Source organism: Plantibacter cousiniae (nom. nud.), from assembly GCF_977070315.1.
In genome coordinates this window covers 634,118-648,656 of record NZ_CDRVEU010000003.1, presented here as the reverse complement: position 1 = coordinate 648,656, position 14,539 = coordinate 634,118, and the positions used below count along the sequence as shown (strand labels likewise).

15 protein-coding genes are annotated in these 14,539 nt (G+C 59.0%); 9 read left to right on the top strand and 6 right to left on the bottom strand.

The genetic code is table 11. From position 1 onward, the window contains the following. Positions 1–43 precede the first annotated feature (43 nt). The 4 genes from ACW55A_RS09750 to ACW55A_RS09735 form a co-directional block, all read right to left on the bottom strand. Entirely contained in the window at positions 44–541 is a 498-nt protein-coding gene (locus ACW55A_RS09750) for a GreA/GreB family elongation factor (protein WP_003368688.1), read from the bottom strand. Positions 542–614: 73 nt separating this feature from the next. Continuing rightward, a complete protein-coding gene (locus tag ACW55A_RS09745) occupies positions 615–968 on the bottom strand; it encodes a lipoprotein (RefSeq protein ID WP_003368687.1) in 354 nt (117 codons plus the stop codon). A gap of 133 nt (positions 969–1,101) precedes the next feature. Further along, on the bottom strand, positions 1,102–2,955 hold the full coding sequence (locus ACW55A_RS09740) for an Lnb N-terminal periplasmic domain-containing protein (protein ID WP_058398044.1): 1,854 nt from the start codon (positions 2,953–2,955) through the stop codon (positions 1,102–1,104). A 62-nt stretch (positions 2,956–3,017) separates the two neighbouring features. Next, on the bottom strand, positions 3,018–3,506 hold the full coding sequence (locus ACW55A_RS09735) for a DUF3015 domain-containing protein (RefSeq protein ID WP_002555221.1): 489 nt from the start codon (positions 3,504–3,506) through the stop codon (positions 3,018–3,020). Between the two features lie 276 nt (positions 3,507–3,782). Here ACW55A_RS09735 and ACW55A_RS09730 point away from each other — a divergent pair, with 276 nt between their 5' ends. From ACW55A_RS09730 to bamJ, 5 genes are all read left to right on the top strand, one after another. Further along, complete coding sequence (locus tag ACW55A_RS09730) at positions 3,783–6,218, top strand: Lon protease family protein (protein ID WP_003368685.1); 2,436 nt, start codon at positions 3,783–3,785, stop codon at positions 6,216–6,218. A 167-nt stretch (positions 6,219–6,385) separates the two neighbouring features. After that, positions 6,386–6,715: a PA4575 family protein gene (locus ACW55A_RS09725; protein ID WP_032609169.1), complete on the top strand. Its 330-nt coding sequence runs from the start codon at positions 6,386–6,388 to the stop codon at positions 6,713–6,715. A gap of 211 nt (positions 6,716–6,926) precedes the next feature. Beyond that, entirely contained in the window at positions 6,927–7,415 is a 489-nt protein-coding gene (locus ACW55A_RS09720; protein ID WP_455809096.1) for a TIGR00645 family protein, read from the top strand. A 108-nt stretch (positions 7,416–7,523) separates the two neighbouring features. Continuing rightward, a complete protein-coding gene (locus ACW55A_RS09715; RefSeq protein ID WP_003368683.1) occupies positions 7,524–7,832 on the top strand; it encodes a DUF6482 family protein in 309 nt (102 codons plus the stop codon). 152 nt (positions 7,833–7,984) lie between these two features. Continuing rightward, complete coding sequence (gene bamJ, locus ACW55A_RS09710; protein ID WP_003340445.1) at positions 7,985–8,602, top strand: BamJ family beta-barrel-assembly machinery protein; 618 nt, start codon at positions 7,985–7,987, stop codon at positions 8,600–8,602. A gap of 79 nt (positions 8,603–8,681) precedes the next feature. Here bamJ and ACW55A_RS09705 read toward each other — a convergent pair whose 3' ends face one another. Beyond that, a complete protein-coding gene (locus tag ACW55A_RS09705; protein ID WP_003368682.1) occupies positions 8,682–8,924 on the bottom strand; it encodes a PA4570 family protein in 243 nt (80 codons plus the stop codon). A 218-nt stretch (positions 8,925–9,142) separates the two neighbouring features. Next, the gene (locus ACW55A_RS09700; RefSeq protein ID WP_003368681.1) at positions 9,143–10,726 is read right to left on the bottom strand and encodes a peptide chain release factor 3; all 1,584 of its coding nucleotides are present in this window, start codon (positions 10,724–10,726) and stop codon (positions 9,143–9,145) included. 344 nt (positions 10,727–11,070) lie between these two features. On the opposite strand from ACW55A_RS09700, the gene ACW55A_RS09695 reads away from it, so the two are divergent. Genes ACW55A_RS09695 through ACW55A_RS09680 form a run of 4 tightly spaced genes read left to right on the top strand, consistent with a single transcriptional unit; the run spans position 11,071 to position 14,513 of the window. Further along, positions 11,071–11,784, top strand: coding sequence for an ABC transporter permease (locus tag ACW55A_RS09695; protein WP_003368680.1), 714 nt, complete (start codon positions 11,071–11,073; stop codon positions 11,782–11,784). Between the two features lie 14 nt (positions 11,785–11,798). Continuing rightward, positions 11,799–12,692 (top strand): glycine betaine ABC transporter substrate-binding protein, encoded by an 894-nt coding sequence (locus ACW55A_RS09690; protein WP_003431617.1) that lies wholly within the window; start codon positions 11,799–11,801, stop codon positions 12,690–12,692. A 13-nt stretch (positions 12,693–12,705) separates the two neighbouring features. Continuing rightward, positions 12,706–13,359, top strand: coding sequence for an ABC transporter permease (locus tag ACW55A_RS09685; RefSeq protein ID WP_005745339.1), 654 nt, complete (start codon positions 12,706–12,708; stop codon positions 13,357–13,359). Beyond that, positions 13,356–14,513, top strand: a complete 1,158-nt coding sequence (locus ACW55A_RS09680) for an osmoprotectant ABC transporter ATP-binding protein OsmV (RefSeq protein ID WP_003368676.1) — start codon at positions 13,356–13,358, stop codon at positions 14,511–14,513. Before ACW55A_RS09685 ends, ACW55A_RS09680 begins: the two co-directional genes overlap by 4 nt. The last annotated feature ends 26 nt before the right edge of the window (positions 14,514–14,539 follow it).

Here is a 14,539-nt window from a genome sequence, read left to right as displayed (position 1 = left end):
GCCGCTCCTTGCAAGGAGCGGCGCTGCCGTTGGCTGGCCTGGCTCACGCGTCAGGTTCGATCAGCAGCACTTCAATCGATTGATCGCCCGCCGGGCGCTGCCACAACACTTCATCGCCTTTCTGCGCGCCGATCAGGGCGCGGCCCAGTGGCGATCCCCAATTGATCAGCCCGTTGGCTGCATCGGCCTGATCCTCTCCGACCAGATGCACGCGCTGCTGGTTATCCTGTTCATCCGCGAACGTCACCCAGCTACCGATCTGCACCTTCTCGGTCGACACAGCCGGGGCGACGACCTGCGCGCTTTGCAGGCGCTGATTGAAGTAACGCAGGTCGCGTTCCAGGTCGGCCAGTCGCTGCTTGTCCGCCGCTTCGCCCAACGCGGTTTGCGCGCTGTGCTGCGCCTGCAGGCTATTGACGTGTTTCTTCAACAAGGTCAGGCCTTCGGCCGTGACGTAGTTGATCTGTGTACTGACCAGCCGCTCGACCGGTTGCTCGGCCTCGGCGGCAGCGTTGTCTTCGTTTACGAATGCGCGGCTCATGAAGAGTCCTCCCTAATAGGCTTTAGGCCGCAGCAGGACATCATTGGTTTCGTCGGATTGCACCGATGCCTGATCAGTTGGGACGATAGGCCTTGGCCGCGCTGCGGGTTTTTTCCTGCTCCCAGGCACGGTCACGCTCATTGAAGACCTGGCCGGGGTCGAGCCGGTCGCGATTGTCCTGCGAGGTCTCGCACTGACGAAAGCCATCGGTCCAGCCCTGGGCGTAGAGCTTGTCCTTCAGATAGCGGGGCACGTTCTTGCGAAATTGGCCGGTAGTGGCGCCTGCTGCGTCCCTGCCGCTGCTGCAACCGTCCTGATAGCCGTCTGCAAAACCCGGCGGATAACCCTCGGCCAGCATCTGGTCACGGGTGGACTGACAACCCGCCAGCACGATGGCCAGCGACAACAACAGCCAATACCGCTTCATGGTGATTCCCTCTGCTTATGAGAGGAGTCTAGAAGGTAATTTGTGAGTTATTCGTAAAAGCGATGTAGGGAACGTGTAATAGCAGTGTGCCGGTTTTTTCCAGGCACACTGCTGGCCATTGACACTGCTCCGGTCAGTAGTGATACCACTTCACCTCAAGCATCACCTCGTTCTGCGGCGAGCTCATCTGGCTGAATTCGCGCTGGGCGCTCAGGCGCAGACCAAGGTTGCGCGACAGCTCCCATTGCTGGTTGAGGCTGACGCTGCGGCGCACTTCGCCATTGGTGAAATAGTCGCCCTTGGCTTCCAGGCTCAGGTTGCCCAGCGGGTTGCGCCACAGCACGCCGGTGTTGAAGCCTGCGGCGGGAGAGATGAATTCGGCGAAATCGTTATTGTGCTCGACTCGCACGGTGCCCAGTGCAAAGCCGAGCATATCGTCGGCCAGCTGCCAGGTGCCGCCGCCACCACCGTTGACGTGGCTGACGAGGTTTTCGTCGCCGTGCTTGCCGAGAACCCGCTCCAGCCCCCCGGTGACTTGCCATGACCAGGGTTTCAGCAGTTCGGTGCGCGGGGTCAGTGAGCGAATGGTGGCCAGGTCCAGTTGTTGCACCTGCCAGTCATTGCCTTCGTATTGACGCACTTTGAGCTGAAGAATCTCGATCTGCGCACCCAGCGGGAAACCGTAGGCATTGTCGTTCAGGTCGTGATAGGCCATACGCAGACCATATTCAGCGAACGCCTTGTCACCGCGTGTGCCCGCCCCCAACTGCCAGGTACGTGATTCATGGCCTTCTTCCGGCAGGCCGGGGCGCGGGATGTCCAGCTGTGGCGGCGGGTTCTGATTGATCGCCTGCAACAGCTCGAAGCTGCGTTGTGAGCGTTGTGTATCGCGCTCAAGACCGTTGGCGCGATAGCGCTCCAGACGATAGGCAGCGTCCTGAATCAACGCGCGGCGTTCTTTGGGCTGCGCGAGGTACTCGCTGTTGTGCAGTTGTTTCTGATCGGCGCTGACCTTCAATACCCACTGTTGCTCGTCTGCATCGAGCGGTTCGGCGCGGCTCAGCAACTCGCGTTCGCGTGACGGGCGATAGTCGATCTTCTCCACCAGCCCGGCGGCCTTGATCGCCTTGACCGTATCGGTCGGGATCGCGGTCAGGCCAAACTGATCGGTAAGCTTCAGGCCCGGTCGGGCGACCTGCAGCAATTCCAGCAGCCGGTAGGAGCAGTTTTCGTCGAAGAAGAAATAACTGAAACGGATCTGTTTCAGCTCCCAGACATGCTCGACCATGCGCCCGGTTTCTTCCGCAGTCAGGTTCAGGCGGTATTCCCACAGGTCACGGTTTTCCAGGCTGCGGTATTCCGACAGTTTTTCCTGATACGGCACCAGCGCAAACAACCCCGGGTAGCCGCCTGCCAGACCTTTCCACGCGTACAGAATGCTGTTGTCCATGCCTTCGATATAGGCACCGAAGTTGATCGCGTAGCTCAGCAAGGTGGTGTTATTGGTTTTCGCGCTGGCCGGATCGATGCGCAGCAGCGTATGGCCAAACATCGACGAGGGGCTGTTGAGGTAAGCGGCCGGGAAAATCAGCACCGTGCTGTCCGGGGCCACATCCTTGTACCAGGCCTTGAATTCCTTACAGTCCGGCGTCGGCAGGTCAGTCAGGTGCAACTGGTCACGCAGCCAGCGGGTGCGTGCCGGGTATACGCACTGGGCGTGAGTCTGCTCGTTGCTGACCGGTGCGTAAATAGCGTCGAGTGTCGCGCTCAGCTCTGCCTGCGGGTCGTGTGCACCGTTGGCGGCGAGAAAGAATTTCGGGTCTGTGACATAGCTGCGCCAGCCACCGAGCTTGCCGGCTTCGTAGTGACCCAGGGAAATCCAGAACGGCTCATTGGCCAATTGCTGCAAACGGTCAGCGCTGGCATGAGGTGCCGCAGACAAGGGGGCACAGACAAACAGCGCCAGCGATACAAGACGTTTGAGCATAGAGGGCAACTAGTCAGAAAAGGGGATCCCGCCCTTTGCGAAGAAAGGGCGGGCGAACGACTTTAAGCCTGGGTAGCGTACTTGGCCAGAGTCGGATCGTTTTTCAGAACATTGACGGTGTTGGTGTGAACGTCTTCGGCAGTGGCGTCGGCCTTGCTGAAGATTTGCGAGAAGTGCTCGTGAGTGACGGCGGCAAAGTGCTCGCGGTCTTCTGGTGCAACGCCCAGTACCACAGCGTAGGTAGTCAGTGCTTCGCCCTGACCCATGGCCATGTCTTTGGAGAGTTCATCCATCATGCCGTTCATGGCAAGCCAGGATTTACCGCCATAAGTCAGCGCGCCGTTGGTCGAGCAGCCGTTGGTGCCGGAGGTCATGCCGAAGGTGGCGTTACCCGATGTACCGTTGGTGGTCGAAGCGAGGAAGTGAGCTGGAGTACCGCGTTGGCCTTCAAACAGCATGTTGCCCCAACCGCAGTCAGGACCGCCTGGTGCTTGAGCCATAGCGTTGATCGATACAGCGGCGAAGAGCGTTCCAAGAAGAATCCGTTTCATAGCTTTTTCTCTTTTTAGTTCAGCCAAGGGTCGAGTTTCTTGAGTTGTCACATCAAGACAGATGGTTAGCCAGCCGCCACCTGTGCAGTTTGGAGTTTAGGCAGGTTCCAAGGGTTCCGTGAGGGATTACAGATTATTACTTGAAAACGGCTTTTTTCAGAACGCGGCGGGTGACGCTACACACGCAAATGCTTTTCGGCTCTTTCCTGCCTTGCAAGTCGTGCACAGCGAGCGCCAGAATGCCGACATCTGCCCCGCCTGATGTAAGGATTACTGATGCCCGATTCTGTCGCAGCCAACCTACGCCTGGCGCCCAACGCGCTGACCCGTCCGTTTTCCGCTGAGCAGTTCAGCTTTGCGACCACCCACGAGCTCGAACCCTTTCGCGGTGTCCTTGGCCAGGAGAGAGCCGTAGAGGCCCTGCAGTTCGGCGTTGCGATGCCGCGCCCCGGTTACAACGTGTTTGTCATGGGCGAGCCCGGCACCGGGCGCTTTTCGTTCGTCAAACGCTATCTCAAGGCCGAAGGCAAACGGATGCAGACGCCGTCGGACTGGGTCTACGTCAACAACTTCGACGAGCCCCGCGAGCCAAAGGCGCTGGAGCTGCCACCTGGCACTGCCCATGAGTTCACCGCCGACATCGGTGGCCTGATCGACAACCTGCTGGTGACCTTCCCGGCGGTTTTCGAGCACCCGTCGTATCAGCAGAAGAAAAGCTCGATCGACCGTGCGTTCAATCAGCGCTATGACCGCGCCCTGGACGTCATCGAGCGCCTGTCGCTGGAAAAGGACATCGCGCTGTATCGCGACAGCTCCAACATCGCGTTCACGCCGATGGCCGATGGCAAGGCGCTGGATGAGGCCGAGTTTTCCCAGCTGCCCGAAGCGGATCGCGAGCGCTTCCACGAAGATATCTCCGCGCTCGAGGAGCGTCTCAACGAAGAACTGGCCAGCCTGCCGCAGTGGAAGCGCGAGTCCAACAATCAACTGCGTCAGTTGAATGAAGAGACCATCACCCTGACCCTGCAGCCCTTGCTGGCACCGCTTTCTGAAAAGTACGCCGAGAACGCTGCGGTCTGCGCCTACCTGCAGGCCATGCAGGTTTACCTGCTCAAGACTCTGGTCGAGCAGTTGGTCGATGACGCCAAGACCGACGCTCAGGCGCGCAAGCTGCTGGAAGAGCAATACAGCCCGAGTCTGGTGGTCGGGCATACTCGTGATGGTGGTGCGCCGGTGGTTTTCGAACAGCACCCCACCTACGACAACCTGTTCGGACGCATCGAATACAGCACCGATCAGGGCGCGCTTTACACCACGTACCGGCAACTGCGCCCCGGCGCGCTGCATCGTGCAAACGGCGGTTTCCTGATTCTGGAAGCCGAGAAGATGCTGGGCGAGCCGTTCGTCTGGGATGCGCTCAAGCGTACCCTGCAATCGCGCAAGCTGAAGATGGAGTCGCCGCTGGGCGAGCTCGGCCGCGTTGCAACCGTGAGCCTGACGCCGCAGGTGATCCCGTGGAACGTCAAAATCATCATCATCGGTTCCCGCTCGCTGTATTACACCCTGCAAGACCTCGATCCTGACTTCCAGGAGATGTTCCGGGTGCTGGTCGACTTTGACGAAGAGATTCCGATGGTTGACGAGACGCTCGAGCAATTCGCTCAGCTACTCAAGACCCGGACCTCGGAAGAGGGCATGGCGCCGCTGACCGCCGATGCGGTGGCACGACTGGCGACTTACAGCGCCCGTTTGGCCGAGCACCAAGGGCGTTTGTCGGCGCGTATCGGTGACCTGTTCCAATTGGTCAGCGAGGCCGATTTCATCCGCCAGCTGGCCAACGACGACAAGACCGACGCCGGGCATATCGAACGTGCGCTCAAGGCCAAGGCCACCCGTACCGGGCGGGTCTCGGCGCGGATTCTCGATGACATGATGGCTGGTGTGATTCTGATCGACACTGACGGCGCGGCCGTCGGCAAATGCAACGGCCTGACGGTGCTGGAGGTCGGCGACTCGGCCTTCGGCGTGCCCGCGCGCATTTCCGCCACGGTGTACCCGGGCGGCAGCGGGATTGTCGACATCGAGCGCGAGGTCAATCTTGGCCAGCCGATCCACTCCAAGGGCGTGATGATCCTCACCGGCTACCTTGGCAGCCGTTACGCCCAGGAATTTCCGCTGGCGATTTCCGCAAGTATCGCGCTCGAGCAGTCCTACGGTTACGTGGATGGCGACAGTGCGTCGCTTGGCGAGGTCTGCACGCTGATCTCGGCGCTGTCACGCACGCCACTCAAGCAGTGCTTCGCGATTACCGGTTCCATCAACCAGTTTGGTGAAGTTCAGGCGGTGGGCGGGGTCAATGAAAAGATCGAGGGCTTCTTCCGTCTCTGCGAAGCACGTGGGCTGACTGGCGAGCAGGGCGCAATCATCCCGCACGCCAACGTCACCACGCTGATGCTTGACGAGCGCGTGGTGCAGGCTGTTCGTGCCGGGCAATTCCACATCTATGCCGTACGTCAGGCCGATGAGGCGCTGAGCCTGCTGGTGGGCGAACCTGCCGGTGCGCCTGACGAGCATGGCGAATTCCCTGAGGGCAGCGTCAATGCACGCGTCGTGGAGCGTCTGCGCGATATCGCAGAGATGCTCAGTGATGAAGACCTCAAGGAAGAGCTGGAAAAGGAGCCTGCGCAGTTGCAGCCTGAACTCAAGGTCTGACAGCGCAGGAACCGGGCGGTGAGGGCCGCCCGGTGCTCCGTTCATCAGGGATAGTTTCTCGCAGAGCGGTTTTCTTCTAGTCTTGAGGTGATCGCAGTGGCCAAAGAGATTGGCGTAAATCCTGTTTCACGATAAGGATGAATAGTGTTGCTGATCAGGAGCGCATCATGCAGCGTAGCCTTTGCCTTACCCGAGAATGCATGGGGCTGATGACACGTATCGAGTGCGTCATCCGGCCCCTCCCTCATGACAGCGGACAATGGATGGTGCTCTTCGCGGCCGGAATGGCCGAGGAACAGCCTTCCGCAATCAAGACCCAAGGGCCTTTCAAGGGCCTGCCCGCAGCGCAATCGGTGCTGACCAGCATTCTCGAAAGCCTGTCGTTGCATGGTTATCAATGTGCCGATGACGTACCTATCTGGATGCTGCACATTCAGGCCGAACTGCGCCGTATCGATAGCGGCAGGACGGTCTGTCAAAGCTCATCGCTGTTCTAGGCTCTGTACGAAAAGTGGCTGCGCTCGGTGATGCTTCGTTAAAAACAGGCTCGCCTGACCTCCGCTCGCTGACTTTTCGTACAGAGCCTAGCCTTCAATCCGGGTCCTCAAGTGCGCTAACTGCCGCTGTGCGATATTTTGTCGCACGGCCAGAGCGGTGCATTACCGCTGATATACTCGCCCGCTCCTTCAAAACACCTTGCGAGTATCAATGGAACGTTTTTTTGAAAATGCCATGTACGCATCGCGCTGGCTGCTGGCGCCGATCTATTTCGGCCTCTCCCTTGGCCTGTTGGCGTTGTGTCTGAAGTTTTTCCAGGAAATCTTTCATGTCATTCCCAACATCTTCTCGCTGGCCGAAGCTGACCTGATTCTGGTGCTGCTGTCGTTGATCGACATGGCGCTGGTCGGTGGCTTGCTAGTGATGGTGATGATCTCCGGCTACGAGAATTTCGTGTCGCAGCTGAACATCGACGAGGACAAGGAAAAGCTCAACTGGCTGGGCACTATGGATTCCTCTTCGTTGAAGATGAAAGTTGCAGCATCCATTGTCGCGATTTCCTCCATCCACCTGTTGCGGGTGTTCATGGATGCCACCAACATCAAGCCCGAATACCTGATGTGGTACGTGATTATCCACATGACGTTTGTGATATCGGCGTTTGCGATGGGCTATCTGGACAAGGTCACCAAGCACTAAGGCGACGCGCGATGAAAGGGGCGGGTGTTATCGTTTCTGGCATGTCGGCGCTGTGTGTTGTAAAACGTCCGTTCCGATGCATCAGGCATTTGCGCAGGAGGTTCGATCATGAATTATCAGGAATTTATAGACCACGCCCAGGCCGGGCGGGTCGATGAGCTGAACCTGATCTCCATCGAAGGCGGCATCTATCTGCTGGATGTGCGCATGAATGGCACTTCGGTGATGCTCAAGGACCCAGCGGGCAAGACCCTGCACCTTCGCTCGGTGGAGCATGCGCGGGATTTGCTCAAGGACATACCGGTGGTGCCTTTCTACCTGGTCCATTGTGTGGTCCATGACGAGCTGTGCGGCATGCCGGTCAATGACCGCTCTGAAATGCGCCTGCCGATCTCGTTTCATTCCTCCTGGTCCTGATCGCCAGCCGCGTATTGCTGCTGCGGTAGGGGCTGTAGCGGCAATTGTGCTAGGCTGCTCGGCCTTTTGGTTCGGGGCGCATCAGCGTATAGCGTGATTGCCGTTCAGGTTTTGCGCGATACCGACTGCGTGCCCCTCTACGGAGCAGTGTCATGTCCGAAGTCAATCTGTCCACCGACGAAACCCGCGTCAGCTACGGCATTGGCCGTCAGTTGGGCGATCAGTTGCGCGACAACCCGCCACCGGGTGTCGACCTGGAAGCCATCGTGGCAGGCCTGCGCGATGCGTTCGGCGGTCAGCCAAGCCGTGTTGGTCAGGAAGAAATGTCCGCCAGCTTCAAGGTCATCCGCGAAATCATGCAGGCTGAAGCAGCCGCCAAAGCCGAGCAGGCTGCGGGCGCCGGCAAGGCCTACCTGGCTGAAAACGCCAAGCGCGAAGGCGTGACCACCCTGGCTTCGGGTCTGCAATTCGAAGTCGTGACCGCTGGCACTGGCCCTAAGCCAACCCGTGAAGATCAGGTACGCGTTCACTACCACGGCACGTTGATCGACGGTAACGTCTTCGACAGCTCCTACGATCGTGGCGAGCCGGCCGAATTTCCCGTCAGCGGCGTGATTGCCGGCTGGACCGAGGCGCTGCAACTGATGAACGCCGGCAGCAAATGGCGTCTGCACGTGCCGAGCGAGCTGGCTTACGGCGCTCAGGGCGTAGGCAGCATCGCACCGCACAGCGTGCTGGTGTTTGATGTGGAACTGCTGGACGTTCTGTAAGCGACCCGGTCGATGCAGACAGTCGCTGAACGAATCGCGCCGATTCGTTCAGCGACGCAGTTGTGCTGATGCTTCATGCTCAGTGCAACTCACTCATGGGGCGCAACGCCCGCGCGTAGCAGAACAGAAACAGGTTTCTCACCAGTTCCTTGAGCACCAATGGCTCGCTGGAACTCAAACTGCACACATCCAGATCGCCCTGATCGCGTAACTCCTCCAGCGCTTCCTCTTCCAGTACGGCACACACTTCCCCCGTCTCGCGGTGGAGAATTCTCAGGTAAGGGTGGGGTCTGTCCAGCCATGCATCGATCAAATAGGTCATGTCTCATCTCCTGTGCAAGTTAGATGAGAATAATTCTTATCGGGATAATAGCAAGGCTCTATTGAGATTAATTCTCATTTTGCGCTGAATGGTTGATCCAGATCAGCGAATGCCGACGCGGAGCGTCGGGACGATAGTTACAGAGCTATCGTTCCTCACGCTCCGCGTGGGAATGCCGTTCGTGACGCTCTGCGTCACACAGCGACGCCGTCGGCCTGTCAGTGATGCTCGCGGGTAGCGCGGAATTTCACGTCGGGCCAGCGTTCTTCCATCAGCGCCAGGTTCACGCGGGTAGGGGCGAGGTAGGTCAGGTGACCGCCGCCGTCCATTGCCAGGTTTTCCACCGCCTTGTTCTCAAACTCTTCGAGCTTCTTCTTGTCGTCGCAGTCGATCCAGCGGGCAGACCACACAGTGATCGGCTCGTAAGCGCATTCAACCTTGTATTCTTCCTTCAGACGGCTGGCGACCACATCGAACTGCAGCACACCGACGGCGCCGAGGATGATGTCGTTGCTGCGCTGCGGGAAGAACACCTGCGTGGCGCCTTCTTCGGCCAGCTGTTGCAGACCCTGACGCAATTGCTTGGACTTGAGCGGGTCCTTCAGGCGTACGCGACGGAACAGCTCCGGTGCGAAGTGCGGAATACCGGTGAAGCCCAGCGCTTCGCCTTCGGTGAAGGTGTCGCCGATCTGGATGGTGCCGTGGTTGTGCAAACCGATGATGTCACCGGCATAGGCTTCTTCCAGTTGTTCGCGCTCCGACGAGAAGAACGTCAGCGCGTCGCCGATCCGTACGTCCTTGCCCAGACGCACATGGCGCATTTTCATGCCCTTGTCGTAACGGCCCGAGCAGATCCGCATGAAGGCGATGCGGTCGCGGTGCTTGGGATCCATGTTTGCCTGGATCTTGAACACGAAACCGCTGAATTTCTCTTCCGCCGGCTCGACGGTGCGCTCGTTGGCCACACGTGCCAGCGGCTTGGGCGCCCAGTTCACCACGGCATCGAGTACATGATCGACGCCGAAGTTGCCCAGCGCGGTGCCGAAGAACACCGGGGTCAGCTGACCATCGATGAATTCCTGCTGGTTGAATTCGTGGCAGGCACCCTGCACCAGCTCCAGTTGCTCGACGAAGCGCTCGTATTCATCGCCCAGGTGAGCGCGGGCTTCGTCCGAATCGAGTTTCTCGATGATTTTGGTTTCGGTGCGCTCGTGGCCGTGACCTGCGGTGTAGACAATGATGTAGTCGTCGGCCAGGTGGTAGACACCCTTGAAGTCCCGGTAGCAACCGATCGGCCAGGTGATCGGTGCCGCCTTGATCTTGAGGACCGCTTCGATTTCATCGAGCAGCTCGATCGGGTCGCGGATATCGCGGTCGAGCTTGTTGATGAAGCTGACGATAGGCGTGTCGCGCAGACGGCAGACATCCATCAGCGCGATGGTGCGTGGCTCGACGCCTTTACCGCCGTCGAGGACCATCAAGGCCGAGTCGACTGCCGTCAGGGTGCGATAGGTGTCTTCGGAGAAGTCTTCGTGGCCCGGGGTGTCGAGCAGGTTGATCATGTGGTCGCGATACGGAAACTGCATCACGGACGTGGTAATGGAGATACCACGCTGTTTCTCCATTTCCATCCAGTCGGAGGTGGCGTGACGGTCGGATTTACGCGACTTGACCGTACCGGCGACGGAAATGGCCTTGCCCATCAGCAGGAGTTTTTCCGTGATGGTGGTTTTACCCGCATCCGGGTGGGAAATAATGGCGAAAGTGCGGCGTTTCGCGACTTCGGCGGCCTGTTGGGTCATGGGAAATCGCCTGGGATGGGATTGAAAAAGGGCGCAGATTATAGCTCAACTCGCGGCAATAACCGAACCGTTCAGACAATAAACGATGGCCAGATAATGTCTCGTGTGGGAACCTTTCAGGTCGTGGAGACGTCCACTCCCCCGTCAAGGCTCGCAACGAAGCCAACGCAAGGGGCTGATTCATCAGCATGTTGGTTTGACGAAGCTGCGCTTATGGCTTGTGTTTTCGCCGAGGTTAAACCCTTACCGGCGACCCACCCGCTGCTCTTCGCGAACGTTATTGCCGGCGTCCTTTCCGGACGTCCAGGTCAACGCGTTCGCCGACTGAAATAAGGAGTCCGCCTGTGGCAAATCGCTATGGCAAGGGGCTATTGGGAGGTGCGGTTGCGATCGCACTCCTGGCCCTGCTGATCCACTGGATCGGCATCAGTACTATCAAGCAATACCAGGATGACCTGCTGTTCTACCTTCAGGCTCACCTGATTCTGGTTCTGGTTTCAATGTTGGCGGCCCTGGTGGTCGGCATCCCTGCAGGCATTGCTCTCAGCCGACCGAGCATGGTTGGCCGCGCTGAACGCTTCATGCAGATCTTCAACATTGGCAACACCGTTCCTCCTCTCGCCGTTCTGGCCATTGCCCTCGGAATTCTCGGGATCGGCAGCGGGCCGGCGATCTTCGCGCTGTTCCTCGCCTCTCTGTTGCCTATCGTGCGTAATACTTACGAAGGCCTGAAAAACGTCCAGGGTTCACTCAAGGAAGCTGCCGTCGGTATTGGCATGACTCCGCGTCAGGTGCTGTGGCGTGTCGAGCTGCCCAACGCCGTGCCGATCATTGTCGGCGGTGTGCGTGTCGCGCTGGCGATCAATGTCGGGACCGCGCCACTGGCGTTTCTCATCGGCGCCAACAGCCTTGGCAGCCTGATTTTTCCGGGCATTGCGTTGAACAACCAGCCGCAACTGGTGCTGGGTGCAGCGTGTACCGCTCTGCTGGCGCTACTGCTCGATGGTCTGGTGACACTGGCCAGTCGTCTTTGGCTGGAACGCGGACTGGCTCGCTGAGCGAAGGAATTCTCATGAAAAGAATATGCTTGTTTTTAGGCTTTGCCTTGCTGTTTCCGGCACTTGCCCAGGCTGCGGAAAAGCCGCTGCTACGTATCGGCGCACGGGTGTTCACCGAACAGACCATGCTTGCCGAACTGACCGCGCAATACCTGCGGACCAAGAACTACGACGTCCAGATTACCGGCGGCCTTGGCAGCAACCTGGCGCGCAGCGCTCAGGAGAGCGGTCAGCTGGATCTGCTGTGGGAATACACCGGTGTATCGCTGGTGGCCTACAACCACATCGACGAAAAACTCGACAGCGCCCAGACCTATGCTCGGGTCAAGGAAGTGGATGCGAAGAAAGGCCTGGTCTGGCTTTCACCGTCGAAGTTCAACAACACCTACGCGCTGGCACTGCCGCAGAAAGTGGCTGACAAGTACCCGCAGATCAACACCATGACCGACCTGACCAAAGTGCTCAAGGACGAAGCCAAAGAGGGTCATGTCGTAGCGCTGGACACCGAGTTTGCCAACCGTTCCGACGGCCTGATCGGCATGGTCAAGCACTACGACATGAACCTCGGTCGTGAAAACACCCGGCAGATGGACGCCGGGCTGGTCTACACCGCGTTGCGCAACGGTCAGGTTTTCGCCGGTCTGGTGTACACAACCGACGGTCGTCTGAATGCGTTCAAGCTGAAAGTGCTGGAAGACGACAAGCACTACTTCCCTGACTACACCGCAGCGCCGGTGATCCGTCAGGAATATCTGGACAAGCATCCGGACATCGCCACGCTGCTCAAGCCGCTGGCTGACCTGCTGGACAACCAGACCATGATCGACCTCAACGCGCGCGTCGACGTCGGCCATGAAAGCCCCTCCACGGTTGCTGCAGACTTTCTGCGCCAGCACCCATTGAATTAAGGAAGGAGACGATATGAGTTTCTTGAGCGCCTTCTCCCATCTGGACTGGGCACAGGTTCTGCAACTGACCTGGCAGCACATTACGCTGGTGGGCATCGCCGTGACCCTGGCGATTCTCGTCGGCGTGCCACTGGGCGTGCTGATGACGCGTTTTCCAGCACTGGCGGGCCCGTTGCAGGCCAGCGCCACGGTATTGCTGACCGTGCCGTCGATTGCCCTGTTCGGCCTGTTGCTGCCGTTCTACTCCAAATTCGGCCAGGGCCTTGGCCCGATGCCGGCTATTACCGCAGTGTTTCTCTATTCGCTGCTGCCGATCATGCGTAACACCTACCTGGCGCTGACTGGCGTAGAACCGGGTATCCGCGAGGCCGCCAAAGGCATCGGCATGACCTTCGGCCAGCGTCTGCGCATGGTCGAGCTGCCGATCGCCGTGCCTGTGATCCTCGCCGGTGTGCGCACCGCCGTGGTGATGAATATCGGTGTCATGACCATTGCCGCGACCATCGGTGCCGGTGGTCTGGGTGTACTCATTCTTGCTTCTATCAGCCGCAGCGATATGTCGATGCTGATCGTCGGCGCGGTACTGGTCAGCATTCTGGCCATCATCGCCGACCTTCTCCTGCAATGGCTGCAACGCACGCTGACTCCAAAAGGATTACTGAAATGATCGAACTCCAGAACCTCTCCAAGACTTTCCAGAGCAACGGCAAAGAAGTGAAGGCTGTCGATTCGGTCAGCCTCACGGTCAACGAAGGCGAAATCTGCGTCTTCCTCGGCCCCTCGGGCTGCGGCAAAAGCACCACGCTGAAAATGATCAACCGCCTGATCATGCCGACCTCCGGCAAAGTGCTGATCAATGGCGAAGACACCACTGATCTGGACGAAGTGACCCTGCGTCGCAACATCGGCTACGTGATTCAGCAGATCGGTCTGTTCCCGAACATGACCATCGAAGAAAACATCGTGGTCGTGCCCAAGCTGCTCGGCTGGGACAAGCAGCGTTGCCATGACCGTGCTCGTGAATTGATGAGCATGATCAAGCTGGAGCCCAAGCAGTACCTGCATCGCTACCCGCGTGAACTGTCCGGTGGTCAGCAACAGCGTATCGGCGTGATCCGTGCCCTGGCAGCCGACGCCCCCTTGCTGTTGATGGACGAACCGTTCGGTGCGGTCGACCCGATCAACCGCGAGATGATTCAGAACGAGTTCTTCGAGATGCAGCGCGCGCTGAACAAGACCGTGATCATGGTCAGCCACGACATTGATGAAGCCATCAAGCTGGGCGACAAGATCGCGATCTTCCGTGGTGGCAAACTGCTGCAGATCGATCACCCGGACACCTTGCTCGCGCATCCGGCCGACGACTTCGTCAGCAGCTTCGTCGGCCAGGACAGCACCCTCAAGCGTCTGCTGTTGGTCAAGGCCGAAGACGCCGCCGACAACGCGCCATCGGTCAGCCCGGAAACCCCTGTGGCCGATGCGCTGGAAGTGATGGACGAAAACGACCGTCGCTATATCGTGGTCACCGACAGCGAGAACAAGGCGATGGGCTATGTACGTCGTCGTGACCTGCACCGTCAGCAGGGCACGTGCGCGCAGTTCCTGCGTGAATTCAACGCCACCGCCGCTTACGACGAGCACTTGCGCATCCTGCTGTCGCGCATGTACGAGTTCAACCGCGCCTGGCTGCCGGTGCTGGACGCCGAGAACGTGTTCCTGGGTGAAGTGACGCAAGAGTCCATTGCGGCTTATCTGAGCTCCGGCCGCTCGCGTGGCATGAAGACCAGTATTGTCTCGCCAGCCGAGCAAGTGGCTTCCTGACCGGATGTATTGCCGCCAGCATCATG

Excerpts from the sequence above, each read along its gene's own strand:
- ACW55A_RS09725 (WP_032609169.1), top strand. The coding sequence starts at position 6,386 with ATGCAGCGTAGCCTTTGCCTTACCCGAGAATGCATGGGGCTGATGACA.
- ACW55A_RS09730 (WP_003368685.1), top strand. The coding sequence starts at position 3,783 with ATGCCCGATTCTGTCGCAGCCAACCTACGCCTGGCGCCCAACGCGCTG.
- ACW55A_RS09705 (WP_003368682.1), bottom strand. The coding sequence starts at position 8,924 with ATGACCTATTTGATCGATGCATGGCTGGACAGACCCCACCCTTACCTG.
- bamJ (WP_003340445.1), top strand. The coding sequence starts at position 7,985 with ATGTCCGAAGTCAATCTGTCCACCGACGAAACCCGCGTCAGCTACGGC.
- ACW55A_RS09715 (WP_003368683.1), top strand. The coding sequence starts at position 7,524 with ATGAATTATCAGGAATTTATAGACCACGCCCAGGCCGGGCGGGTCGAT.
- ACW55A_RS09700 (WP_003368681.1), bottom strand. The coding sequence starts at position 10,726 with ATGACCCAACAGGCCGCCGAAGTCGCGAAACGCCGCACTTTCGCCATT.
- ACW55A_RS09720 (WP_455809096.1), top strand. The coding sequence starts at position 6,927 with ATGGAACGTTTTTTTGAAAATGCCATGTACGCATCGCGCTGGCTGCTG.
- ACW55A_RS09690 (WP_003431617.1), top strand. The coding sequence starts at position 11,799 with ATGAAAAGAATATGCTTGTTTTTAGGCTTTGCCTTGCTGTTTCCGGCA.
- ACW55A_RS09680 (WP_003368676.1), top strand. The coding sequence starts at position 13,356 with ATGATCGAACTCCAGAACCTCTCCAAGACTTTCCAGAGCAACGGCAAA.
- ACW55A_RS09735 (WP_002555221.1), bottom strand. The coding sequence starts at position 3,506 with ATGAAACGGATTCTTCTTGGAACGCTCTTCGCCGCTGTATCGATCAAC.
- ACW55A_RS09745 (WP_003368687.1), bottom strand. The coding sequence starts at position 968 with ATGAAGCGGTATTGGCTGTTGTTGTCGCTGGCCATCGTGCTGGCGGGT.
- ACW55A_RS09750 (WP_003368688.1), bottom strand. The coding sequence starts at position 541 with ATGAGCCGCGCATTCGTAAACGAAGACAACGCTGCCGCCGAGGCCGAG.
- ACW55A_RS09685 (WP_005745339.1), top strand. The coding sequence starts at position 12,706 with ATGAGTTTCTTGAGCGCCTTCTCCCATCTGGACTGGGCACAGGTTCTG.
- ACW55A_RS09740 (WP_058398044.1), bottom strand. The coding sequence starts at position 2,955 with ATGCTCAAACGTCTTGTATCGCTGGCGCTGTTTGTCTGTGCCCCCTTG.